We start from the raw sequence: 22,064 nt of genomic DNA on the forward strand, positions 1-22,064 counted from the left end.
AGGAAATAAAAATGAATGAAGTGTTGGCAAAGGGGATAAAAGCAAAAGAGGTTGCTAGAGAGCTTGTGCTTAAATCTACAGAGCAAAAAAATGAAGCACTTTCCGCAATAGCTGATCAGTTAATATTAGAAACAGCTTATATTTTAGAAGAAAACAAGAGGGATATTGAAGAAGGTAAGGCAAAAGGATTTTCTGATTCACTCCTTGATCGTCTTCTGCTAACTGAAAATCGTATTATTGATATGACAGAGGGGATTAAGCAGCTAATTGAATTACGTGATCCTGTAGGAGAATGTGTAAGTGCATGGGAAAGGCCAAATGGACTATCTATTCAGGAGATGCGCGTACCACTTGGTGTTATAGGCATGATTTATGAGGCAAGACCGAATGTAACAGTGGATGCAGCTACAATTTGTTTGAAGACAGGAAACGCAGTCATATTACGTGGTAGTTCTTCTGCTATTCATTCTAATAAGGCCATCGTTGCCGTTATTCACAGAGCGCTCAAACTAACAAGCTTACCTCAAGAAAGCGTACAGCTTATAGAAGATACAACGCGAAATAGCGCGAAGCAGTTGTTTACAATGAAGGATTATCTAGACGTTCTTATTCCAAGAGGTGGCAAACAATTAATCGATACTGTTGTGAGAGAAGCGTCTGTTCCAGTACTTGAAACAGGTGCGGGAAATTGTCATATATTCATTGATGAAACAGCAGATAAACAAATGGCGTTTAATATTATTATAAATGCAAAAACACAGCGTCCATCTGTATGTAATGCAATTGAGACGATTGTACTTCATGAGAATTGGGCAGAGCAATATGGTAGCGAGTTGTTTTCTTCCTTGAAGGAAAGAGGAGTGGAGCTACGTGGTGATAATAAAGCAGTGGCGATTGATTCTTCTATCTTACTTGCGACAGAAGAAGACTGGGAAACTGAGTTTTTATCTCTCACACTAGCAGTGAAAGTGGTTTCCACTGTTGAAGAAGCGATTCATCATATAAATACGTATGGATCTATGCATTCTGAAGCAATTATTACTGAAAACGAGGAAAACGTCAGCAAGTTTTTTACTTCTGTAGATGCCGCGGCACTTTATCATAATGCATCGACTCGTTTTACAGATGGATCCGAATTTGGATTCGGAGCGGAAATTGGTATCAGTACACAAAAGTTACACGTAAGAGGACCAATGGGGCTTCCAGCATTAACTTCTACAAAATATGTGATTCGTGGAAATGGGCAAATTCGAAAATAATAAAAGACACTCAATTGGCTTGGGTGTCTTTTATTATAAAAATTAATTACCATACAAATAGCCCAACGAGCATAGCACTTAATAAAGAAACAGCCATCCCGCTAACAAGAAGCTTCCAAACATTTTTACCGATGACTGATGATTTTTCTCCGCCAAATAATGAATTGTAAGTTCCGTAAATCATACCTACTGTACTAAAGTTAGCAAAAGAAGCTAGAAATGTCGTTGCAACCGCAACCGTATGCGGTTGTAGCGACTTTAAGTTTGATTTTAAATCCATCATTGCAACAAATTCATTCGTCGTTATTTTGATCCCCATTAATTCAGCTACATACATAGCATCACTGCCTGATAAACCGAGTAAAAATGCAAAAGGACTAAAGATAATGGAGAAGATTTTTTGGATTGTTAACCCCGTTACAAAAAATCCTAAAATCCCATTTAAACATGCTGTTAAAGCTACATAACCAATTACCATAGCTAAAATAACGATAACCATATTCATCCCAACTAACATACTGTTTGAAATAGTAGAAAAGAAATCCTTTTTTTCATGTTTTGAAGGTGTGTAAACAACGTCTTCTTCTTTCGAAACTTCCACAGGATTTAATACATTGGCTAAAATTAATGCGTTAATACAGTTTAATGGGATTGCGCTGAAAATATATGTTGCTGGAACCATTGATAAATAAGCACCAAGAATGGATCCGCTAACGCTACTCATACTCATAATTCCAAAAGTTAATAATCGATTTTCTTTTAAAACAGATAATTGATCCCGAACAACCGCAAGTGCTTCGGTGTTTCCTAAAAACATCATTTGAATCGAAAAGAAACTTTCTAACTTTGGTAAACGAGAAATCTTTGAAATAACTGCACCTACTTTATCAATAATCCAAGTTAAGATTCCGAAATAAGAAAGAATATCGAAAAAAGTAATAACAAAAATGATAGGAAGTAACGCACTAAAGAAGAAATCAATGTGCTGACTTTCCATAGCTGAAGGAAATGCAAATCGAATACCTTCATTCGCACATGCTAGTAGCCAACTGAAAAATGACGCAATTTTATTAATGATAATACTGCCGAGCTTTGTGCCTAACATAAACCACGTAATAAAAAGCTCCAATAGGATGAGAATTACAATTGGTCTCCATTTTATATGTTTTTTATTAGGCGAACATAAGAAAATGATTAATATGACAACGAAAATCCCTAACATATTCAATATGAAATACATGTCAACAACTCCTTGAGAGTTATTATTTGTATATAAAAAAGCATCTATTCTTCCAAATTTGGATTATGATTAGAAGTTATGAAGCATGTAAGTTATGTTAGGAATCAATGTATTTTAATTTGCTTTATTTTGAGCAATCGTAGTAATTATCGAACAATTAGCTGTTTTCAATTGTTTTGTTGGATATTAAACGTATGCGATTTTAAACATCGTTTATTCCGGATTAACGAGCAGTAAGATTTTTACCTCAAAATTCAAGGAAAGCAAAGAAGTGAGGTGGGGATGGGCTGCCCGCAAAATCCCGATTGGTAAGAGCTGATTAAAATTTCACTTTATAAATAAGAACGGTGAGTTGGCCATGAACCTTGAAGTTTCCGAAGCTGTATAATTTGTCCTGTATGATAAGCATCATGCAAAAGGATATTCATATATTGTTGCCAAACTGGTAGAGAAGGACTTAGTTGATCTAGTTCTGCTTCTTGAAGGGCGGTTAATGAAGATTGTAAGGCATCATGTACTTGAAGCGTTCGCTTTACGGTTTGCTGCCAAGCGGCATCATCATTAGGTCCACCTTGGATAAACGTCTCATCATTATTTTGTGGAGCAACAAATGTGTCGTCTTCATGTAAGCGGGAAAGTAGGCGTTCTTTAAAGATTAATAAATGGTTCACATTTTCCCAAATCGTATTACTGGCAGCACCTTCTGGTTGCCAACATGCTTGTTCAACCGTAAGATTCTTTAACGCTTCTGATATTGGTGGGTACCATTCTTCTTCGTAAAAAACTTGTTGGACTCCATTTTGCAACATTTCTTTTCTTCCCATTCGTATAGCCTCCTGTTCATTTTTCTTCATAAAACCAATTCTCTTTTCTCTTCAATAAACCTTTTCTATAGTTGCACAAGAGGGTGAAAGACAACTTATAACAGAGCCATTAAAAAAATTCTTTTTAATATGATACTTAATAATCAAGGCTTTTAATTAAGTCAGAATGAAAAAGAGTATAAACCTTTCTCTATTTGCTCATTGATTAGAGTTTTTTTGAAGTCGCAAAATAATTCTAAAAATATAGAAGGTTAAATTCGATAAAAATAGAATTTAATATATAGCAAACAAGGAGGGGATAAAAATGGAGGTCTATCACATAACGAGCAGAAAAAGGGAAACATACAACGTTCAGGTGAAATATTCGATACTTTTCGAATGTGCACTTGGCATTGCTGCGATTACTCATAAAAGGTTAATTGATACTCTTGAAAAGAGTCAAAATGAATGGGAAGAAATTAAGGAAGCATTAACAGAAGAAATGAGAGAACACTTACAGTTTGTAGAAGAACATAATACGTGGAAAGCATTACTCCAGTTATTGTATGAAGACGATTTTCAAGATTTATCGCAGTTTAATTTTAAAATTGATTCATTTTCAGAAGAAGATTTGAAATTTATATGTTTACCGTTTTTAGGAGAGAAGTATGAAGAGAAAAGACGTTTAGCTGCAACGGGAGTTGTATGTGCAATACACGAACTAAAGGAACTAACAGATAATCATCAGTTTTTTTCTACTTATATTAGCTTTATATGTAATGTAGATGTACAAGTGCTGAAATCGCATTTAATCGCTGTTATGACAGGTTGGTATGAGAGTGTTATTAAAAGAGAGGAAGAACAAATACTTTCTATATTAAAACGAGATTATGAAGCGAAAAATGAAATGAATAAAAAGATGAAGCCGGAAGAGTTTGTCGAGTGGGCGACTGGCGGAGTGAACTATATGCCAGAGCCAAGTGTTCATCACGTACTTCTTATTCCGCAAATGACGTACAGACCGTGGAATATTGAAGCGGATATTGATGATACGAAAGTATTTCATTATCCAGTTGCGAATGAAAGCATTCATCCTGAAGATCCGTATGAACCGAATTATTTTTTAGTTCAAAAACATAAGGCTCTTGGGGATGAGGCGAGATTGCGAATTGTAAAAATGTTATTTGAAAAAGAACGTACATTACAGGAAATAACGGAAAGATTACAGCTTGGTAAATCGACTGTACACCATCATTTGAAATTGTTACGTGCAGCGAAGTTAGTTGATATACATGACGGAAAATATGTATTAAGAAAGAAAGCAGTACAGTCTTTAGCGAAAGAATTAGATATGTTTTTGAATAGATAATTAACAACGAGAATGTACATAAAGGGAGGAATATAAAAGAAAAGTTGGTGTGTGAAATTGAAAAATATATTGAAAAATCGTTCGTTCTTTTTTATGTGGATTGGTAGTGCAATCTCTGAATTAGGAGGGGCTTTCGGAACGTTATGTAATTCAATTCTAGTATATGAGTTAACAGGATCGGAAATGGCTTTAAGTAGTATGTGGCTATTATATTTCATCCCATCACTCATACTGCAATTAATAAGTGGCCCATTTATTGATAAATGGAGCCGGAAGTGGATTATGATTTTTTCACAATGGATACGGGCGTCCGTATTTTTATTACCTTTGGTGATGCTAGTTTCGGGTAGTATAGAAGTTTGGCACATTTATGTTGTTCAAATTGTAGTGGGACTTATTACACCTCTTTATACACCTGCAAGTCAAGCCATTACACCGAGCATTGTAAGTCAAGGACAACTTCAAGACGCAAATGCGTATATTGATGGAATGACTCGTCTCATGATGTTTCTTGCGCCAGTATTAGGCGGAGTAGTCATTCATTTCATTGGAACAGAACTTACATTATCTTTCGTATGTATTTGTCTATTTGTTAGTGGTGCTTTCTTACTTTATATAAAAGAAAAGAGAACTACAACAGATATACGAAAAACGTGGCTAGAACAATTTCTTCAAGGTTTTACATATTTTTTTACAAAACCAATCATCGTTTGGCTCGGTATATTTCTTACTTTCGTGCAGTTTGGAGTAGGGGTAACGATGGTCACAAATCTTCCTTATATAAAAGACGAGCTGTTAGCGGGATATGCAGAGTACGGCTATTTTATGGCAGGTTTTCCACTTGGCTACGTAATTGGATCAGTAGTAGTCGGAAAAGTAACATATAAAAGCCGGCGTATACTTATGCTTGGAGGATTGTTTATAGGGGGGCTCACATACATTTCATTAGGGTTCAATCATAGTATTATCATTGCAATAATAATTGAAGTAATAGCAGGGATTTGTATTGCATTTTTCAATGTTCATAACACGACAATATGCCAACAAACCATGCCGAATAATATGATAGGACAAGTATTTTCAGTGCGTTTATTTTTTATACGATCCGCTATGCCATTAGGTGTGTTAGTAGGGGGAATATTGAGTGAAATGTGGGGAGTAAGAGCGCTATATGTAATCATCGGTGCAATTATATGTGTTACATCTTTAATAGGGATGTTACTTCCATATTTCAAATTTTTAGATGAGGCGATAGAAAAGAAATCAGCATAATTCAAAAAATTAAAACTTTACAATTGAAAATAATTATCATAATCAATTATAATAGAAGAATACTAGTATTCGTATAACAAAGAGGGAGTGGGATATATGTTTATCGAAACGAAAACATTTACAGTAAAAGAAGGTACATCAAATATAGTTGTAGAACGTTTCACTGGAGAAGGTATTATTGAAAAATTTGAAGGCTTCATCGACTTAAGTGTTCTCGTGAAAAAAGTAAGACGCGGCGACGAAGAAGTAGTCGTAATGATTCGCTGGGAATCTGAAGAAGCATGGAAAAACTGGGAAACAAGTGAAGAACACTTAGCTGGACATAGAGCGGGCCGTGGTAAACCAAAACCAGATCATATCATTAATGTGGATCACGCAGTTTATTATGTGAAATCATCAAAAGCGGCTTATCAGCAGTCGTAATATACAAGCAGAGGATACATGTTGTAGAAGCAATCATGTATCCTCTTTTTTATTACTGGGGGGATGGGAATGATAGAAAAACTTGCATTCATTACATATGAACAACATAAAAAATTAGTGCAAACAATAGTAGCGGAAGTCTTATCTATGGAAAAGGTAAATGGATTCATGCTAATTGGATCTGTTGCAAGAGGCGATGCATATCCTGAATCTGATTTAGACTTCTATATTCTTTTAGAAGACGGACAAAAGAAGAAATTTCATTCTGAAATGAGAGAAGATATTTTAGTTGAATATAAGGGTGCAGATTTTAATCAAATTCAAGTAAACTTTAAAAACAATCCGATGGAACTATACTCATTTCTAGAAGGGAAAATTTTGTTTGATAAAAGCGGTGAGTTAAAAAAGTTAAAGGAAATAGCTACATATGAATTTGAAAACTATCGTGTTTCAAGTGACAAAATGAAGGGCATTTCTCATTGGTTGCATAGTTCGCTTATTAAAATTCAATCTGCTTTAAAAGCAAATGATGAGTTAAAAGCTTCATACTTAGTTCATACGTCAACTTGGACATTGTTAGAAGGGATATGGGCTATTAATAATAAGCCAGTACCGCCAGCGGGATCTGCTTTAAGGTATATTCAAACGTTGCCGAATAAGCCAATTCATTTAGATGAGTTACTTAATAAGCTATTTTTAGGTGATACAACAGAGCGCATCCCTTCAGCAATTTTCCTGGTTGAGTGGGTTCTACACAATCTGGAAAATAAATAATGAGACTATTTTATATAGGTACATTAATATTTCACGTCGAACGGTTTATATAATTGCAGTCATAAAAAACGTTCTAGGCTATGGAGAAAAGTATTAGACTTATAAAGCATAGTCTTAGACGGAACGCTTGAATATCTTACCTTGCATATTTAAGTGTTATGAAAATGAGTCTACATACCCTCTTCTTAAAAGGAGATGAGTGAATGAAGTTAAATCATTTGAATTTATGTGTTGATGATTTATCAGAAGCGAGACATTTCTTTGAAACATTTTTTGATTTTCAATTTTTGGAGCAAAAGGGAAAGGCACTAGTAGTGATGAGTGATGAAAGTGGATTTATACTTGTGCTGAGCGATCCAAAAGCATTTAAGGGAAATAAGGAAGTTATGTATCCTGAAGCTTTTCATATTGGTTTTTTAGTGGATACTTCAAATGAAGTTGATCAAGCGTATAATCGTTTAGTAGCAGGCGGCATTGAAATAGATAAGGAACCTTATTCGATGCGAGGTAGTAGTTATGGTTTTTATTTTACAGTATTTAATGGCTTATTAATTGAAGTGTCTTGTCTTGATTATAGAGAAGGTAAGAAAGTTTCAAAGCTTAATAGTAATCATCAAGAGTAATCATTTGAAGGTGTATAGAATTTAAGTATGTATCATATTAGAAGACGGATTAAGAAAGTTTCACTGTAAAGTAAAAAAGACAGACTAATAAATAGTCTGTCTTTTCACATTAATTCTTCACATCATCATAAAGTTCAAGCGCCTCTTTCACATTCAATCCATTCTTCACAATGCCATGTATCGCTTGAATCATCGCAGCTGGGTGCTCGGATTGCCATATGTTTCGGCCCATGTCTACTCCAATTGCGCCTTCTTGCAGCGCATTGTACGTAATGTTTAATGCGTCTTCAATTGAATCTAGTTTTGGGCCACCTGCGATGACGACTGGGGCAGGGCATGTGCTCGTTATTTTTTCGAATCCTTCGCAGTAATACGTTTTAATAATATCAGCACCCATTTCAACACATACGCGGGAAGCAAGTGCTAGAAAGCGAGCTTCACGTTTTTGTAATTCTTTTGCGACTGCGGTAATGCCGAGTACGGGTAGGCCGTAATCGTGAGCTTCAGAGACTACATTTGCGAGATTCGAAACAGTTTGTGTTTCATAGTCTGATCCGACAAAAACAGAAACGCCAACGCCAATTGCGTTTTGCTTCACTGCTTCTTTTACAGGTGTAACAATTGTTTCATTCGCTAAATCTTTACCGACGACAGTAGCGCCGCCAGATACACGCATAACCATCGGTGTGCTGCAGTTTTCAGGAATACAGGAGCTAAGTACACCACGCGTTAAAAAGAGGGAGTCTGTATAAGGAAGTAAGTTTTTTACTGTTTCAAGTGGTTGTTCTAGTCCGTGAATTGGTCCTAAGAAATAACCGTGATCTATTGCTAACATAACCGCTCTACCATCAGGTAAAATTGTATTTAATCGATTTTTAAATCCCCAAGTCATTCCAAATCACTCCTTCGTTAATGTTGGATTTTCCGTTTGTACAGTATCTTTATTTGGTAAATGTGGTGACTTAATAAAAACAGCTTTAAAAGGTTTGTCAGAATGGTTAATAAGATAGTGAGATTCATGAGGACGAACTTGCAGGACATCACCTTGTTTAATTGGAACTCTTTCATTATTCACATAGAAATCTATTTCACCTTCTAATGCATAAAAGACCTCTTCGCACGTCGTATGATAATGGTTTTGAAACTCCTGGCCCGGTTGAATGACAACAAGGCCAAGATCAATATTTGGACCTTGTATTAAATATTTCGGCCCGTTATCACCGAAGCGATAGGAGAAGTCATTTTCATTCGCTTTTAACATACAGTTCACTCCTTTATGTAATGTGTTACAGTGCACCAGGCGCAATCCACATATGTGAGGTGAGCCCTTTATCAGCTAAAGCGAGCTGACTGTCATATACAGTTTTCCATGTTTCATAGAACTCTTTATATAGTTCGTGATTTTCAGTAACTGGTTCGAATGTTTGCTCCCACTGTACAAACTCTTCGGCAGTTTCTTCCATAGATGAATATATGCCAGCACCAACTCCAGCAGCAATCGCAGTTCCTAAAGCAGCTGCTTCTTTCACAACAGGTACTTTTACAGGAATACCGAGTACGTCTGATAGAATTTGTGGCCATAGTTTTCCTTTAGCGGCACCGCCAGCAAAAATAACTTCAGAAGGGAATGTGCCAGTTAGATTTTTTATTAATTTTAAGTTTCCAAGTGTAATGAAGGCTGCATTTTCTTCAATAGCACGAAACAGTTCTTTTTTTCCGCATTTGTCAGCGTCTAAACTTAAATTTAAAAAAGAAGGTGCGGCATGACGCCAAGAAATGTAGTTCATAACGTTTGAAAAAGTAGGGATAATGCCATGTGAACCGACAGGTACGTCTTTCGCTTGTTCTTCTAGTAATTCATAAGCATCTACACCGAGTTTATCAGCAAGTTTCTTTTCTTCTTGGCAAAAAGCGTCTCGAAACCAGCGCATAACGAGACCTGGGAAAAAGGCGATTGTTTCATATTGCCATAGGTTCGGAACAACGTGACAATTTACTCGAATCGCAGCATGTGGATCTGTTATTGGCTCAGTAACATTCACTTCTTGTTGCCAAAAGCTACCCCCGCATATTAACGTTTGATTCGGTTTCACGATTCCTGTTCCGAGCGATGCCATTTGAGCATCTCCACCCCCGGCGACGACAGGAATCCCTTCACGTAATCCAGTTAATGCTGCACACTCTTTTGTAACGTTGCCAATTACTGTACCAGCTTCATTTACTGTTGGTGAAAATGGCAAAGATAGACCGCACTCCTTAGCGACATCGTTATCCCACACTCTATTTTGTAAGTCAAAAATACCTGACGTGCATCCGTTTGAGGGATCAATTTGTAGTACGCTGCTTAGTTTATATAAAATCCAATCGTTTAACATTGTAAAAGAGTGAATATTATTATAGACGTCGGGTTCATGTTTTTTTATCCAGAGTAGGCGTGGTAAAGCACCTAATGAAAAAGTTTGACCAGACTTTGTATATAAATCTTTTTCAAGATGTGACCGAATTTCTTTTAATTCACTAACTTCGACGGATGCGCGCCCATCAACATTTGCACACGCCCATATTTCTTGCCCATCTTGATCATATAAAACAAATCCTTCTCGCATACTTGTAGCGCTAATAGCAAGAATAGAAGAGGCAGGAGTGTTGCTTTTTTGAAGCACCTCTTTCGTACATTCTTGTACTAGCTTCCAATTTTCTACTACATCAAAGTTCATAGAGCCTGGATAACGAAGGTCAGATTTGTGAATCCATTCTTTTTGACTTACTGCAATTTGATTACCATGTAAATCAAAAAGAACTGCTCGAATGCTCCCTGTACCAGCATCGAAAGCTAATAAATGGGACATTAACAATCACCATCCTTTCGTAATAAGGAGAGGGCAGTTTCCTCATCGGTAATTAATGAATGAATAAACTTTCCTTTTAAGGCACCATAAATTGCATCTATCTTTTCAGTACCTCCAGCAACACCGACGACATGCTTCATATTGCGCAAAATAGAGAGGGGCGTGCCAATTAGACGATTGTGATGCGAGAGCTCTAATAAATCGCCATTTGTATTATAAAACTGTCCTAAAATATCGCCAGCACCGTTTTGACTACGAATATATGTCATCTCACGTAGTGTTAATTTTTCTTCTTTTACAATCGTAGCGTCTTGAGATAATCCCCCAATACCGACAACAGCCGTATGAGCAAGTGAAGCGACTTGAAGCATATCTTTTACGCTCGGTTCTGATAGAATACTTTGTGCCATTTCGGTTGTAGACGCTAGAAACGGCGTAGGGATAATGTGAAGTTCGCCTTGCATGTAGTGTAAATAGTTTTGTTTTCTCGGGAGATAGTGATTTACCCCGCCTGTGAGCGTTACGATTGAAAGGTTGATAGAACTTTCAAAATGAATGTTTTCTAGCATTTTGCTAATTGTTTCTCCCCAGCCAATACCGAGTAAATCGCCTTGCTGGAGATGAGTTTCTAAATATTGTGCAGCAGCTTTTCCGAGAGAAGCGTGATAATTGTTTACTGGGGTAGGGATAATAAAAGCATCTTTTAAGTGGAATTTTTTCATTAGGTCACGCTCAATACTTAAACAGTGCAAACCAGTCCCTTTTACGTGAAATGTAACGATACCTTCACTCCGCGCTTTATCTAATAACCGGACGACTTTATTTCTTGAAATATGAAGAAGTGACGCGATCTCCTGTTGTGTTAATTGGTCTTTATAATAGTACCAAGCTACTTTAGTTAATAAATTTTCTTCAAAGTTCAGCTGAGTCATACTCTTCATCCCTTTCAACAATTGACCACAGCTTAAACATATGTACCATATATTTTGTTTATTCCAGTTGAAACGATTAATAGTACGTAGAAAAAAGTGTTCTAGATATAAAAAAAGGAATATACAATGCTACAAAACAAGTAGAACAAATAATCATTTTCTCAAAAAATGTTCTGGATAAAGGCAGGTGACATCATGTGGAGAACGTACCTTTATTACAAGTAAAGAAAATGAGTAAGGCGTTTTTAAATCAACTTGTATTAAAAGAAGTGAACTTACAAGTAGAGCGCGGAGATATATACGCTTTAGTGGGGGGAAATGGCGCCGGGAAATCAACATTAATGAAAATATTAACGGGGTTATATTCGTATGATGATGGAGAGATGTATGTAAAAGGAATGAAGCAACAGTTTTCAAATCCATCAGAAGCACACCGAAAAGGTATTTATTTAATACCGCAAGAACCACTCATTTTTCCGCATATGACTATTGAAGAAAATATGTGTATCGGGTTAAAAGAAAAGAAAAAGAAACTAAAAGTACAGATTCAGCAATTGATTAGCAGCTTAGGATGGGATATTGACCTTAATAAACTAGGAGGAACATTATCGATTGCGCAACAACAGTTAGTAGAAATCGTTAGAGGATTAATAAGAGAAGCTGAGATTCTTATTCTAGATGAGCCAACATCGACATTAACAACACACGAAATTAAGAGTCTTTTTGTGTTGATGAAAAGTTTACAAGAAAAAGGAATCGGGATGATTTATATTACACATCGTTTTCCAGAAATCTTTGAAATTGCCAACAAAGTAGCAATACTACGTGATGGAATGGTTGTAAGCCAAGGTGATGTATGTGACTATACATATGACATGCTGATGGAGGGACTATTGCCAAAAGGATATAAACAGAAAGAGAAAATAGAAGTAGTTCAAGAGACAGTAAAGACGAAAAAAATATTAGAAGTGGTTGATATAAATGGTCACGCATTCGAGAATATATCATTCACTGTACATGCGGGTGAGGTTGTAGGTGTTGCTGGCATTATAGGATCTGGCAGAACGGAATTAGCAGAAGCGATATTTGGATTGAAAACTATAAAATCAGGGTCTATCTTATTGGGTGGAAAATCAATTGATACGTGTTCTTTGCATAAAAGGCTAGACGAAGGACTAGTTTATGTGCCAGAGGATAGAGCGAGGAATGGAATTTTCTCAATTGCTTCTGTTAAAGAAAATATTGCAGCAGCAAGTTTATATCAAAATAATCGCTTTTTTATAAATCAAGAAAAAGAAAGCGCTTTAGTTAATTCGTTTATAGAACAGTTCCGAATTGTTGTACAGAATATGAATAAAGAACTGGCATCTTTATCAGGAGGTAATCAGCAGAAGGTCGTGCTTGCGAAGTATCTTGCATGTAATCCTAAAATTATTATTCTTGATGAGCCGACTCGCGGAATTGATGCGAAAGCAAGGCTTGAAGTGTATGAGACGATAAAAAAAATGAAAAGGAAAGGACTCGCAATTTTATTAATCTCTTCAGATGTTGAAGAAATTGTCCAATTAGTAAACCGTGTATATGTAATGAGAAATGGGCGATTTGTTTCTCATATGGAAAAAGAACAACTGAGTGTGAATGAAGTTACACGCCTTGCATACGGAGGTGTAGCGGAATGAAACATATGTTAAAAATGCATGAAACGTCTATCATACTGTTACTACTAATTTATATAGCTATTGTAGGAATGATAAACCCTAGTTTTATTCAATTTAACTCGTTATCTTTACTGATGAAATCAAGCGTTATTTTAGTCGTGCTAGCAATCGGTCAATCGTTCGTCTTATTTACGAAAAATATAGATGTATCAGTTGGTTCAAGCATGGGGTTAAGTGCAGCAGTTTGCGGAATGATGTTAACGAATGGGTATAGTGCATTCTTGTCGATATTTGTAGCTATTATACTTGGGGCTATTATTGGTTTCGTAAATGGTATTGGAGTTGCGAAGTTTCGGGTACCAGCCATTATTATGACATTAGGCATGTTAGGAATTATTAGAGGTACAATGTTAATTTTCACAGGCGGGAAGTGGATTGAAGATATTCCAAACGATTTTAAGCAGCTGCCATCTATCATCATTCTTGGTTTACCTATAACTGTATGGTTCGTTCTTATTATTTTACTACTACTATACTTCTTTTTAAGAAAAGTGCCATTGGGAAGATACTTTTATGCGGTAGGTGATAATGAAGATGGCGCGAGGCTTATTGGTATACCTGTTAATAAAGTGAAGATATATGCGTTTATGATTTCAGGCATAAGCGCTGCGATCGCTGGTTGCATATTTGTTATGAATATCGGTTTCGTGCCAAATCAAACAGGTACAGGATTAGAATTACAAGTAATCGCAGCCGCTGTACTAGGAGGAATTCACTTAAAAGGAGGAACAGGATCTTTATTTGGAGCTGCATTAGGAGCGTTATTTTTAGAAACAATAAGTAGCTCACTCGTCTTTTTAAAAATACCAGCATTTTGGAATAATGCTATTTCAGGTTTTTTATTATTACTTATCATCATATTAGATAGTGTTATGAAAAAGTGGAAGGCAGAAAGGAGGATGAATCTATGAAGTATGTATATAGATGGGAAGGGGTTCTAATTGTATTACTTCTTGTAGAATTCATCCTTTTTAGTTTAATAAATAGTGATTTCTTAAATATTAGTAATCTCCTTTTTAGTACAAATGATTTCTTATTTATCGCAATTGCGGCGATACCAATGACTTTTGTTATAGTAACAGGAGGAATTGATGTATCGATCGGCTCAATAATGGGGCTCACTTCGATCTTAATCGGTGTACTTTGGATGAACGGAATACCTATTTTGTTTGCTGTTATAATCGCCCTAATAATTAGTTGTTTAGCAGGCGCTTTAAACGGACTCATTATAAAAATGACGGATGTAGAACCACTCGTCGTTACACTCGGAACGATGTTTTTATACGGGGGAATTGCCCTCGTCATTTCAGGAGGGGCAGGTGCTTCTGGGTATGAAGGAATAAGCGGTTTACCAGACGTATTTGTACAACTGGCAAATGGTAGTTTTATAGGAATACCGAATTTATTATGGCTACTGATCGTATTAACAGTTTTATGTACTGTGTTATTTCATCGAACTATATACGGGCGCCATGTAAAATTAACAGGTGCGAACGAAAATGCAGCAAAATACACTGGGATTAAAACGAAAAAAGTAGTCATTATTGCTTACATACTTTCAGGGTTAGGAGGTGGATTAGGAGGCGCTTTCTTAACTGCCTACTTCGGTTCCGCACGTGCTGATATGGGAAGTGAAACAATTTTACCAATCATTACAGCAGTCGTCTTAGGCGGTACACTTATTACAGGCGGAAAAGGAAGCATTATTGGTACTGTACTGGCGAGTATTTTCATTGGGCTCATGCAGTATGGCTTGCAAATGACGGGTTTAACAAATGAACAATCCAATGTAGTAATAGGTATTATCCTTATTCTTTCAGTTATTATGAGACATTTCAAATTACATCAATTCTTAGCGGAGAAAAGAAAGAATTTGCATAAGGGGGAAATGTCATGAAGAGAAAACTGGGGATTGTATTGATTGTATGTATTTGTTTAATCGGTTTAATTGCGTGTTCTAGCCAAACGGCAGATAAGAAAAAGGTTGATGATGTGAAATTTGCATTTATTCCGAAATTAACAGGGGTTGGTTTCTTCACATCGGGTGGTGAAGGGGCAAAAGAGATGGGAGATAAGTTAGGCGTGCAAGTGAAGTATGATGGACCGTCTGAAGCGAGTGTTTCAGGGCAAGTTAAATATATAAACAATTTCATTAATCAAAACTATGATGCACTTATGGTTTCATCTACGTCAGTGGATGGGTTATCGCAATCACTGCAACGTGCTAAGAAAAAAGGGATGACGGTATTAACATGGGATTCTGATGTGAATCCGAAAGATCGTTCTTTTTATATAAGCCAAGGAACACCAGACCAACTTGCTAATTTATTAATAGAAATGACTTCAAAGCAAATTGGAGATAAAGGAAAAGTAGCCTTCTTTTATTCTAGCCCGACAGTAACGGATCAAAACCAGTGGGTAACGAAAGCGAAAGAAATTATTAAAAAGAAATATCCGAACTGGGAAATTGTAACGACGCAGTACGGTGAAAATAATGCGCAAAAGTCTTTGTCAGTAGGAGAGAATATTTTAAAAACGTATCCTGATATTAACGCAGTCATTTGTCCAGATGCAACGGCACTTCCGGCAATGGCACAAGCGGCTGAAAATTTAAAAATGGATAAAAAGGTTGTCGTAACTGGCTTCTCTACACCAAACGTTATGCGTGATTACGTAAAACGAGGAACAGTAGCACAATTTGGTTTATGGGATGTAAAACAACAAGGTGCTCTCGCAACGTATGTAGCAAATGAAATTGTTGTAAAAGAGAAGAAGTTAAAAGTAGGGGATAGCTTCGAAGTAAAAGGAATTGGAAAAGTGAAGGTAGAGCCAAACTCCATTCAAGGATATGATTATGAGGCAGAAGGGAATGGAATTATCGTATTACCAGAACGAGTTGTATTTACGAAAGATAATATTGATAAGTATAATTTTTAGTAGACAAAAAAACGTCCGAATATATCGGACGTTTTTTTATTTCTTCATTAATTATGAACAGTTTCTTTTTCGTTTAATCCAAGTGTACGACCAGTAGAAGTGTGAAGATCTTGGAACAATCTTGGATTTTCAGTTAGTGAAATGCCATATGAAGGAATCATTTCTTTTATTTTTTCTTCCCATTCTACCATGCGGCTTGGGAAACATTTTTCTAATACTTCAAGCATGACGTGAACAGCAGTAGAAGCACCTGGTGATGCGCCTAGTAATGCGGCGATTGAGCCGTCAGCTGCACTTACTACTTCTGTACCAAATTGAAGTGTTCCTTTACCGCCAGCATCAGTATCTTTAATTACTTGTACACGTTGTCCAGCAACTACAATATCCCAATCTTCACTTTTCGCGTTCGGAATGAATTCGCGTAATTCTTCCATACGTTTTTCATGTGATAACATAACTTGCTGAATTAAGTATTTTGTAAGTCCCATTTCTTTTACACCAGCGGCTAACATCGTTAAGACGTTATTCGGTTTTACAGAACCGATTAAGTCAAGATTTGAGCCAGTTTTTAAGAATTTAGGTGAGAAGCCTGCGAATGGTCCAAACAGTAAAGCTTTTTTATTGTCTATATATCTCGTATCTAGATGAGGTACAGACATTGGCGGAGCGCCAACTTTAGCTTTACCGTACACTTTCGCATGATGCTGCTCTACAACTTTTTGGTTTTTACATACCATAAATAGTCCACTTACTGGGAAGCCACCGATATGCTTTGATTCAGGGATACCAGTCTTTTGAAGTAGAGGTAGGCTACCGCCACCGCCGCCAATAAAGACGAATTTAGCAGTATGATGCTCAATTTTACCACTATTCATATCGTGTACTTTTACTTCCCACAAACCATTTTTCGTGCGCTTAATATTTTCGACACTATGCTTGTAGTTTAGCTCGACATTTTTTGTTTTTAAGTAATCAAACAACATACGTGTTAATGCACCGAAGTTAACATCTGTTCCAGAGTCAATCTTCGTTGCCGCCATCGGTTCATTAGATGTGCGACCTTCCATAATGAGTGGAAGCCATCTTTTTAATGTTTCAGGAGCATCAGAAAATTCCATTCCTTGAAACAGTGGATTTTTTGAAAGCGCTTCAAAACGGTTTTTTAGAAACTCAACATTTTTTTCCCCTTGTACTAAACTCATATGAGGTAGTGGCATAATAAAATCTTGTGGATTACGAATTAATTTGCTCTTTACAAGATATGCCCAAAATTGTCTTGAAAGCTGGAATTGCTCATTCACTTTTACAGCCTTACTAATATCTATAGATCCGTCAGCTTTTTCGGAAGTATAGTTCAGTTCGCATAGCGCAGAATGCCCTGTACCTGCATTATTCCATTCGTTAGAGCTTTCTTCCCCGGCACTTGCGAGTTTTTCAAAAACTTTAATTTCCCATTCTGGTGCTAATTCTTTTAGTAATGAGCCTAACGTTGCACTCATAATTCCTGCACCAATTAAGATAACGTCTGTTTTTTGCTGCATGTTGCTCATGATAATCTCTCCATCCCCTATATTGGCAAAAAAGTGTAGGTGTTTTCTATGTCTAAGCCGTAAAAGAGAAACACCGCCTAGGCCCCACCTAGGTGTATACCTTTTTTGTCTCAATTATATAACCATCTCATACTCTATTATAATAATTAATAGACTAAAATATCTAGTGTTATCTGATAATTTTAAACTATTTAACGTTTTATTCGCTAAAAATCTTATTTAACAAGCTCTTTTAAGGTGATAAATAGAAAAAAATTACAGTTTGAAATTATCTCGAAAAAGCTTACGTATCCTTAAGTGACTAAATCGAGTACCTTTTTATAGGATTATTCTTTCTGTAATGGTAAGATTATTCTGAAAAATAAAAAGGAGGGACTCTAATGTGTACAAAAGAACAAATTTCAAACTTATTTCGAAACTTTTCAATAAAGGAATGTAAAGGGTCAAGTGATTTATATGAATATTTATCAATGAAAATTGCTGAAGATGAGGAAGTACTTACACTATCGTCCTATGCTCAGGTAGGTCAACCAGTCCCAAACTTACTATTAGGTGCAGTACATTATTTATTGCTAGCAGGGAAAGAACATCATTTAAAAACGTATTATAGTAGTTTAGTTGAAAATACTGATACAAATTTAGATAAAGCTTTTAATCATTTTAAAGATTTCTGTAAAGAGTACCGAGAAGAAATCATTACTTTGTTACAAACGAAACTCGTTCAAACAAATGAAGTAAGACGGTGCGCATACTTATACCCAAGTTTCTGCTACATATTTAACAAAGTGAAGAAGCCGTTAGCGTTAATTGAAATTGGGACAAGTTCTGGGTTGCAACTGTTCTGGGACCAATATAGTTATTCGTACGGGACGGATGAAATGTACGGAAATATAAATTCAAATGTGCATGTAACTTCTGAAATAAGAGGGACGAATGTGCCGCATTTTCTAAAAGAAAGCCCATCTGTCGTAGAAAGAATCGGACTGGACTTACATGTGAATGATTTACATAATGAGGAAGATTATTTATGGTTACGTGCTTTAATTTGGCCAGAACATAAAGAAAGGCTTGAGATGTTTGATCAAGCTGCATCTTTAGTGAAAAATGAATCTGTCCAATTAATAGAAGGAGACGGTGTAGAGCTATTATCATCTATTATTGAACAAATAAGTGAAGAAGCTGTTATTTGTATTTTCCATACACATGTTGCAAATCAAATACCAGAACAAGTAAAACATAAGTTAGAAAAACAAATACAAGAAATTGGCGCAAAACGTGATGTATTCCACCTGTATAACAACATGTGGGATCGTGACCTTCATATTGATTATTATATTAACGGAAACGAATATCGTGAAACGGTTGGAGAAACAGAAGGGCATGGGAGATGGTTTAGCTGGAAGATTGGAAATGAGACGCTTATTTAGATTAATAGGGGCGCCCTCACTTGTAAAAGATGGGGCCATAGGCTCAAGCATTGACTAAATGGTTAAGGAATAAATGTATTAGTAACATACAAAAAATGCTTCGGAGAAATCCTAAGCATTTTTTGAATTACATTTAAACCCCATAATGGATCATGTACTTCTGTTCTGCTGCAGCTTGTACAATTTTTGAAGCTAACTCATTCAGCTCATCAGATTTTCTGAAGAACTTTGAGGATGTAACTGTTTCATAGAAAATTGCTAATGATTCAGGCGGGATAATTGTAATACCACAATAAGCTAAACCGTATTTCTGATTTTTGACTGTATGGAAGTAGGTTTTCATAATTGATAAATTTTGATTTAAACTACTGATAATATCATCATCAACAGATATACAATGATATTTCTCTGGTGTATAATCTTCGTAATTTTTTTGAGAAGTAAAATCGTCAATTATTCCAAAATCATGGACACATGCCATCATTATCATCCTTTCAACTTTAATAAAGTGAGTTCTATTAAAGTAAAATCGTCATTTTGTTTACGTGTAATAGAAATGAGTATGTAGTTCATTAGTATAGTACTTCATAAAATATCTTCGTTTCTTCTTCGTGAAGACAGTTTACTTATCGGTAAACTCATCGGGAGCCCAAGTGGCGATTTCATTCCCAGGTGCAGCGACTACAAGCCATTGCTTACATAGGACACCAGCTTGCCAACATTCATAATAATCATGAAAACCATTTAAAAAAATAATTTGTCCACTCTCTAATGTAATAATTAAATGAGGGCTTTCTAAGCCAAGTTGTATATCGGTAACTTTTTGTCTTCTTATCTTACATATTCTTTCATATTCTTCTTTCTCAGAATAAACTTCAAATTCATCTTCATTTAATGGGTAGCTTTTTTGAGGTTTATTAAATAAACACCATTTGGATTCGATATTGATATATAATTGTCCGTCATAATCAACTGAGTCGTGAAAGTTTGTGAAATGAATCTTTATAGCGCCTGGAGAAATACCAAATTGTAATCCATCAACTTGTGATCCGATGAATAGATTTTTTAACACTTTTTCAGCGTGAATTTTATCCTCTGTATTCATTATTGAATTCCTCCTTTTCATAAAAATATACCTTATATTTTTATTGTAATAAATAAATTTTCATGTAAAATGAACCTTTTGTGAAAAACGAGCGAATATAGTGTGAAGGATTATGAGAGGGGAACGGAGCTTTGGATGAAGTACAATTAAAAGAATGGCTATATAAACGAAAGTATGTTATCTAAAAAAGACCTTGAGAAAGTGTTACTTTCGATTGTTGAATAGATATTTAGTAAAAGAAGCAACTAATAATTATATTATGTAAACTCTTTTTGTAAAACACCCATAAAAAAATGGATGTTTTATATTTTGATATATTAGGTGGAATATATAGTTTAAAAAAGCGGAATACTTTGCGGAAAGTTAAAAACATTTTTCGGATCGTATTTCGCTTTTACTTTCATTAATCGGTCAAAGCTGCAACTGAAGTATGCATCTGGCCAATTTTTAATGGAAAGGTCAGGTGTATTAACGTAGACACCCTTTGTAAAGGGGAGCATTGCCAAGCGGAAATCTTCAACCCATCGAATACTTCCACCAGCACCTTCTGATTGCCCCCAAGTAGCAAATATTGACATGTTTGATAGTGCTTTTCGGTAAAAATAAGCAGTCGCCTCATTTGGCACCTCGGCAACAGCACCGCCTAATCGGTGGAAAAATACGGAGGTGGTGGAAAAGGGTAAGTTAAATCGTAATTTCTATTTGATTACCTTCCGGATCGCCTATTACACTTTCATAATAGCCATCTCCAGTAAAACGTGGTCCATTCAATAAAGGATAACCAGCATCTTTTATCACCTTTGTCAGTTCATTCACACGTTCTTCACTACCGACAGAAAAAGCCATATGAGCATAGCCAGTTATGTTTAAATTAGGCTTATTTTCAATCCCTTTTTTACGCATAAGTTCAAGTCTTGCTCCAGATTCGAACGTAATAAAATAAGATTCAAATTGTTTCGTTTTATTATGATATAAAGAGTTTGCTTTACCATTAAAGTATTTCATATAAAAATCACGCATACATTCTAAGTCATTTACCCAAATTGCAATATGTTCAATTTTCATATGTTTCACAAGTCCTATCTGTATCAATTAGGCTTCCACTGTATTAAATTTGCATTTGCATTGCAACAATTTTGCTTCGCTATTAAAGCTAGTTGTTAATTTTTGATTATGTACGTACATACAATATGTAATTAAGTGAATGACCATCATAGTAATTACAGAAAAGGGTGAATGAAGCATATGAATCAATTTGAGCAAATGATGTACGTTGGTGTCATCATGTCTATTGTACTATCCGTAATGATTTTAGGGTCCTTATATTATAATCCTCGACTTTCGTTAACTGATTATCCGAAAGATATTCAAAAAGTAGTTTTTCCAAAATCGATTCATGAAAAAAAGCAAACCATTTATTTTAATATTGTATATAATACTATTCTTTTCGGTACTCCTTTCCTTTCTACATATATACTACATAAGCATGAAAAGTTAATGTATATGGATGCCTATTTACACACTTTTGGTATTTTAATGATTTTCAATTTAGTAGATTTACTTATAATTGATTGGCTAATTTTTTGCTGGATTACTCCAAGGTTTGTTGTGATTCCTAGTACGGAAGGTATGAAAGGATATAAAGATTATAAGTTTCATTTAAGAGGGGCTATTGTCGCTACTCAAATTTTAGCAATCGTAAGTTTATTTTTGGCGGGAATTGCCACAACTATTTAGTGTGAAGAAGGGCATGGAGCTTTTATAAAAGATAAGGAGATTTATA

Annotated in this window: 23 protein-coding genes; 12 read left to right on the forward strand and 11 right to left on the reverse strand. The window is 35.7% G+C overall.

Annotated elements, in window-relative coordinates:
- Positions 1 to 11 precede the first annotated feature (11 nt).
- Positions 12 to 1,259, forward strand: a complete 1,248-nt coding sequence (locus HMAS_RS09530) for a glutamate-5-semialdehyde dehydrogenase (protein WP_001006609.1) — start codon at positions 12 to 14, stop codon at positions 1,257 to 1,259.
- 46 nt (positions 1,260 to 1,305) lie between these two features.
- Here the strand turns inward: HMAS_RS09530 and HMAS_RS09535 are convergent, their stop codons facing one another.
- Positions 1,306 to 2,499, reverse strand: coding sequence for a NupC/NupG family nucleoside CNT transporter (locus HMAS_RS09535; protein WP_000273596.1), 1,194 nt, complete (start codon positions 2,497 to 2,499; stop codon positions 1,306 to 1,308).
- Positions 2,500 to 2,831: 332 nt separating this feature from the next.
- Entirely contained in the window at positions 2,832 to 3,323 is a 492-nt protein-coding gene (locus HMAS_RS09540) for a DinB family protein (RefSeq protein ID WP_000532733.1), read from the reverse strand.
- Positions 3,324 to 3,627: 304 nt separating this feature from the next.
- On the opposite strand from HMAS_RS09540, the gene HMAS_RS09545 reads away from it, so the two are divergent.
- The 5 genes from HMAS_RS09545 (at position 3,628) to HMAS_RS09565 (ending at position 7,763) form a co-directional block, all read left to right on the forward strand.
- Positions 3,628 to 4,671, forward strand: coding sequence for an ArsR/SmtB family transcription factor (locus tag HMAS_RS09545; protein ID WP_000454542.1), 1,044 nt, complete (start codon positions 3,628 to 3,630; stop codon positions 4,669 to 4,671).
- Between the two features lie 51 nt (positions 4,672 to 4,722).
- Positions 4,723 to 5,943, forward strand: a complete 1,221-nt coding sequence (locus HMAS_RS09550) for an MFS transporter (protein ID WP_025710052.1) — start codon at positions 4,723 to 4,725, stop codon at positions 5,941 to 5,943.
- A 96-nt stretch (positions 5,944 to 6,039) separates the two neighbouring features.
- Positions 6,040 to 6,366 (forward strand): heme-degrading monooxygenase HmoA, encoded by a 327-nt coding sequence (hmoA, locus tag HMAS_RS09555; protein WP_000469496.1) that lies wholly within the window; start codon positions 6,040 to 6,042, stop codon positions 6,364 to 6,366.
- Between the two features lie 69 nt (positions 6,367 to 6,435).
- On the forward strand, positions 6,436 to 7,140 hold the full coding sequence (locus HMAS_RS09560) for a nucleotidyltransferase family protein (RefSeq protein WP_000570640.1): 705 nt from the start codon (positions 6,436 to 6,438) through the stop codon (positions 7,138 to 7,140).
- Positions 7,141 to 7,343: 203 nt separating this feature from the next.
- Positions 7,344 to 7,763, forward strand: a complete 420-nt coding sequence (locus HMAS_RS09565; protein ID WP_000773081.1) for a VOC family protein — start codon at positions 7,344 to 7,346, stop codon at positions 7,761 to 7,763.
- Between the two features lie 109 nt (positions 7,764 to 7,872).
- Here HMAS_RS09565 and lsrF read toward each other — a convergent pair whose 3' ends face one another.
- Genes lsrF through HMAS_RS09585 form a run of 4 tightly spaced genes read right to left on the reverse strand, consistent with a single transcriptional unit; the run spans position 7,873 to position 11,544 of the window.
- The gene (gene lsrF / locus HMAS_RS09570) at positions 7,873 to 8,655 is read right to left on the reverse strand and encodes a 3-hydroxy-5-phosphonooxypentane-2,4-dione thiolase (RefSeq protein WP_000219772.1); all 783 of its coding nucleotides are present in this window, start codon (positions 8,653 to 8,655) and stop codon (positions 7,873 to 7,875) included.
- A gap of 6 nt (positions 8,656 to 8,661) precedes the next feature.
- Positions 8,662 to 9,024: a cupin domain-containing protein gene (locus HMAS_RS09575; protein ID WP_000909986.1), complete on the reverse strand. Its 363-nt coding sequence runs from the start codon at positions 9,022 to 9,024 to the stop codon at positions 8,662 to 8,664.
- Positions 9,025 to 9,049: 25 nt separating this feature from the next.
- Complete coding sequence (lsrK, locus tag HMAS_RS09580) at positions 9,050 to 10,612, reverse strand: autoinducer-2 kinase (RefSeq protein WP_000018812.1); 1,563 nt, start codon at positions 10,610 to 10,612, stop codon at positions 9,050 to 9,052.
- The gene (locus HMAS_RS09585; RefSeq protein WP_000192709.1) at positions 10,612 to 11,544 is read right to left on the reverse strand and encodes a sugar-binding transcriptional regulator; all 933 of its coding nucleotides are present in this window, start codon (positions 11,542 to 11,544) and stop codon (positions 10,612 to 10,614) included. Before HMAS_RS09585 ends, lsrK begins: the two co-directional genes overlap by 1 nt.
- A 197-nt stretch (positions 11,545 to 11,741) precedes the next feature.
- On the opposite strand from HMAS_RS09585, the gene HMAS_RS09590 reads away from it, so the two are divergent.
- The 4 genes from HMAS_RS09590 to lsrB are packed head-to-tail and all read left to right on the forward strand — an operon-like array spanning position 11,742 to position 16,199.
- Positions 11,742 to 13,223 carry a sugar ABC transporter ATP-binding protein gene (locus HMAS_RS09590; protein ID WP_000432611.1) on the forward strand — a complete coding sequence of 494 codons (1,482 nt, stop codon included), beginning with the start codon at positions 11,742 to 11,744 and terminating at the stop codon, positions 13,221 to 13,223.
- Positions 13,220 to 14,173 carry an ABC transporter permease subunit gene (locus HMAS_RS09595; RefSeq protein ID WP_025710051.1) on the forward strand — a complete coding sequence of 318 codons (954 nt, stop codon included), beginning with the start codon at positions 13,220 to 13,222 and terminating at the stop codon, positions 14,171 to 14,173. Before HMAS_RS09590 ends, HMAS_RS09595 begins: the two co-directional genes overlap by 4 nt.
- The gene (locus tag HMAS_RS09600) at positions 14,170 to 15,159 is read left to right on the forward strand and encodes an ABC transporter permease (RefSeq protein ID WP_000878526.1); all 990 of its coding nucleotides are present in this window, start codon (positions 14,170 to 14,172) and stop codon (positions 15,157 to 15,159) included. The genes HMAS_RS09595 and HMAS_RS09600 overlap by 4 nt, the downstream gene beginning before the upstream one ends.
- Entirely contained in the window at positions 15,156 to 16,199 is a 1,044-nt protein-coding gene (lsrB, locus tag HMAS_RS09605) for an autoinducer 2 ABC transporter substrate-binding protein LsrB (protein ID WP_000823664.1), read from the forward strand. Before HMAS_RS09600 ends, lsrB begins: the two co-directional genes overlap by 4 nt.
- A gap of 47 nt (positions 16,200 to 16,246) precedes the next feature.
- Here lsrB and HMAS_RS09610 read toward each other — a convergent pair whose 3' ends face one another.
- Positions 16,247 to 17,749, reverse strand: a complete 1,503-nt coding sequence (locus tag HMAS_RS09610) for a malate:quinone oxidoreductase (protein ID WP_000069139.1) — start codon at positions 17,747 to 17,749, stop codon at positions 16,247 to 16,249.
- Positions 17,750 to 18,129: 380 nt separating this feature from the next.
- Between HMAS_RS09610 and HMAS_RS09615 the strand changes: the two genes are divergently transcribed.
- Positions 18,130 to 19,176: a DUF2332 domain-containing protein gene (locus tag HMAS_RS09615; protein WP_000337442.1), complete on the forward strand. Its 1,047-nt coding sequence runs from the start codon at positions 18,130 to 18,132 to the stop codon at positions 19,174 to 19,176.
- Positions 19,177 to 19,309: 133 nt separating this feature from the next.
- Here HMAS_RS09615 and HMAS_RS09620 read toward each other — a convergent pair whose 3' ends face one another.
- From HMAS_RS09620 to HMAS_RS09635, 4 genes are all read right to left on the reverse strand, one after another.
- On the reverse strand, positions 19,310 to 19,660 hold the full coding sequence (locus HMAS_RS09620) for a hypothetical protein (RefSeq protein WP_001999997.1): 351 nt from the start codon (positions 19,658 to 19,660) through the stop codon (positions 19,310 to 19,312).
- Between the two features lie 138 nt (positions 19,661 to 19,798).
- Positions 19,799 to 20,281, reverse strand: a complete 483-nt coding sequence (locus HMAS_RS09625; protein WP_001090914.1) for a hypothetical protein — start codon at positions 20,279 to 20,281, stop codon at positions 19,799 to 19,801.
- A gap of 335 nt (positions 20,282 to 20,616) precedes the next feature.
- Complete coding sequence (locus HMAS_RS09630) at positions 20,617 to 20,907, reverse strand: BBE domain-containing protein (RefSeq protein WP_001132392.1); 291 nt, start codon at positions 20,905 to 20,907, stop codon at positions 20,617 to 20,619.
- 58 nt (positions 20,908 to 20,965) lie between these two features.
- Positions 20,966 to 21,346, reverse strand: a complete 381-nt coding sequence (locus tag HMAS_RS09635; protein WP_000687534.1) for a VOC family protein — start codon at positions 21,344 to 21,346, stop codon at positions 20,966 to 20,968.
- Positions 21,347 to 21,526: 180 nt separating this feature from the next.
- Here HMAS_RS09635 and HMAS_RS09640 point away from each other — a divergent pair, with 180 nt between their 5' ends.
- The gene (locus tag HMAS_RS09640; protein ID WP_001071243.1) at positions 21,527 to 22,018 is read left to right on the forward strand and encodes a hypothetical protein; all 492 of its coding nucleotides are present in this window, start codon (positions 21,527 to 21,529) and stop codon (positions 22,016 to 22,018) included.
- Positions 22,019 to 22,064: the final 46 nt, after the last annotated feature.

Source organism: Bacillus sp. HMA207 (genome assembly GCF_003402455.1).
Lineage (GTDB): Bacteria > Bacillota > Bacilli > Bacillales > Bacillaceae_G > Bacillus_A > Bacillus_A cereus.

Excerpts from the sequence above, each read along its gene's own strand:
- HMAS_RS09585 (WP_000192709.1), bottom strand. The coding sequence starts at position 11,544 with ATGACTCAGCTGAACTTTGAAGAAAATTTATTAACTAAAGTAGCTTGG.
- HMAS_RS09625 (WP_001090914.1), bottom strand. The coding sequence starts at position 20,281 with ATGAATACAGAGGATAAAATTCACGCTGAAAAAGTGTTAAAAAATCTA.
- HMAS_RS09600 (WP_000878526.1), top strand. The coding sequence starts at position 14,170 with ATGAAGTATGTATATAGATGGGAAGGGGTTCTAATTGTATTACTTCTT.
- HMAS_RS09545 (WP_000454542.1), top strand. The coding sequence starts at position 3,628 with ATGGAGGTCTATCACATAACGAGCAGAAAAAGGGAAACATACAACGTT.
- HMAS_RS09565 (WP_000773081.1), top strand. The coding sequence starts at position 7,344 with ATGAAGTTAAATCATTTGAATTTATGTGTTGATGATTTATCAGAAGCG.
- HMAS_RS09595 (WP_025710051.1), top strand. The coding sequence starts at position 13,220 with ATGAAACATATGTTAAAAATGCATGAAACGTCTATCATACTGTTACTA.
- lsrK (WP_000018812.1), bottom strand. The coding sequence starts at position 10,612 with ATGTCCCATTTATTAGCTTTCGATGCTGGTACAGGGAGCATTCGAGCA.
- lsrF (WP_000219772.1), bottom strand. The coding sequence starts at position 8,655 with ATGACTTGGGGATTTAAAAATCGATTAAATACAATTTTACCTGATGGT.
- HMAS_RS09560 (WP_000570640.1), top strand. The coding sequence starts at position 6,436 with ATGATAGAAAAACTTGCATTCATTACATATGAACAACATAAAAAATTA.
- HMAS_RS09540 (WP_000532733.1), bottom strand. The coding sequence starts at position 3,323 with ATGGGAAGAAAAGAAATGTTGCAAAATGGAGTCCAACAAGTTTTTTAC.
- HMAS_RS09535 (WP_000273596.1), bottom strand. The coding sequence starts at position 2,499 with ATGTATTTCATATTGAATATGTTAGGGATTTTCGTTGTCATATTAATC.
- lsrB (WP_000823664.1), top strand. The coding sequence starts at position 15,156 with ATGAAGAGAAAACTGGGGATTGTATTGATTGTATGTATTTGTTTAATC.
- HMAS_RS09620 (WP_001999997.1), bottom strand. The coding sequence starts at position 19,660 with ATGATGGCATGTGTCCATGATTTTGGAATAATTGACGATTTTACTTCT.
- hmoA (WP_000469496.1), top strand. The coding sequence starts at position 6,040 with ATGTTTATCGAAACGAAAACATTTACAGTAAAAGAAGGTACATCAAAT.
- HMAS_RS09615 (WP_000337442.1), top strand. The coding sequence starts at position 18,130 with ATGTGTACAAAAGAACAAATTTCAAACTTATTTCGAAACTTTTCAATA.
- HMAS_RS09610 (WP_000069139.1), bottom strand. The coding sequence starts at position 17,749 with ATGAGCAACATGCAGCAAAAAACAGACGTTATCTTAATTGGTGCAGGA.
- HMAS_RS09640 (WP_001071243.1), top strand. The coding sequence starts at position 21,527 with ATGAATCAATTTGAGCAAATGATGTACGTTGGTGTCATCATGTCTATT.
- HMAS_RS09575 (WP_000909986.1), bottom strand. The coding sequence starts at position 9,024 with ATGTTAAAAGCGAATGAAAATGACTTCTCCTATCGCTTCGGTGATAAC.
- HMAS_RS09530 (WP_001006609.1), top strand. The coding sequence starts at position 12 with ATGAATGAAGTGTTGGCAAAGGGGATAAAAGCAAAAGAGGTTGCTAGA.
- HMAS_RS09635 (WP_000687534.1), bottom strand. The coding sequence starts at position 21,346 with ATGAAAATTGAACATATTGCAATTTGGGTAAATGACTTAGAATGTATG.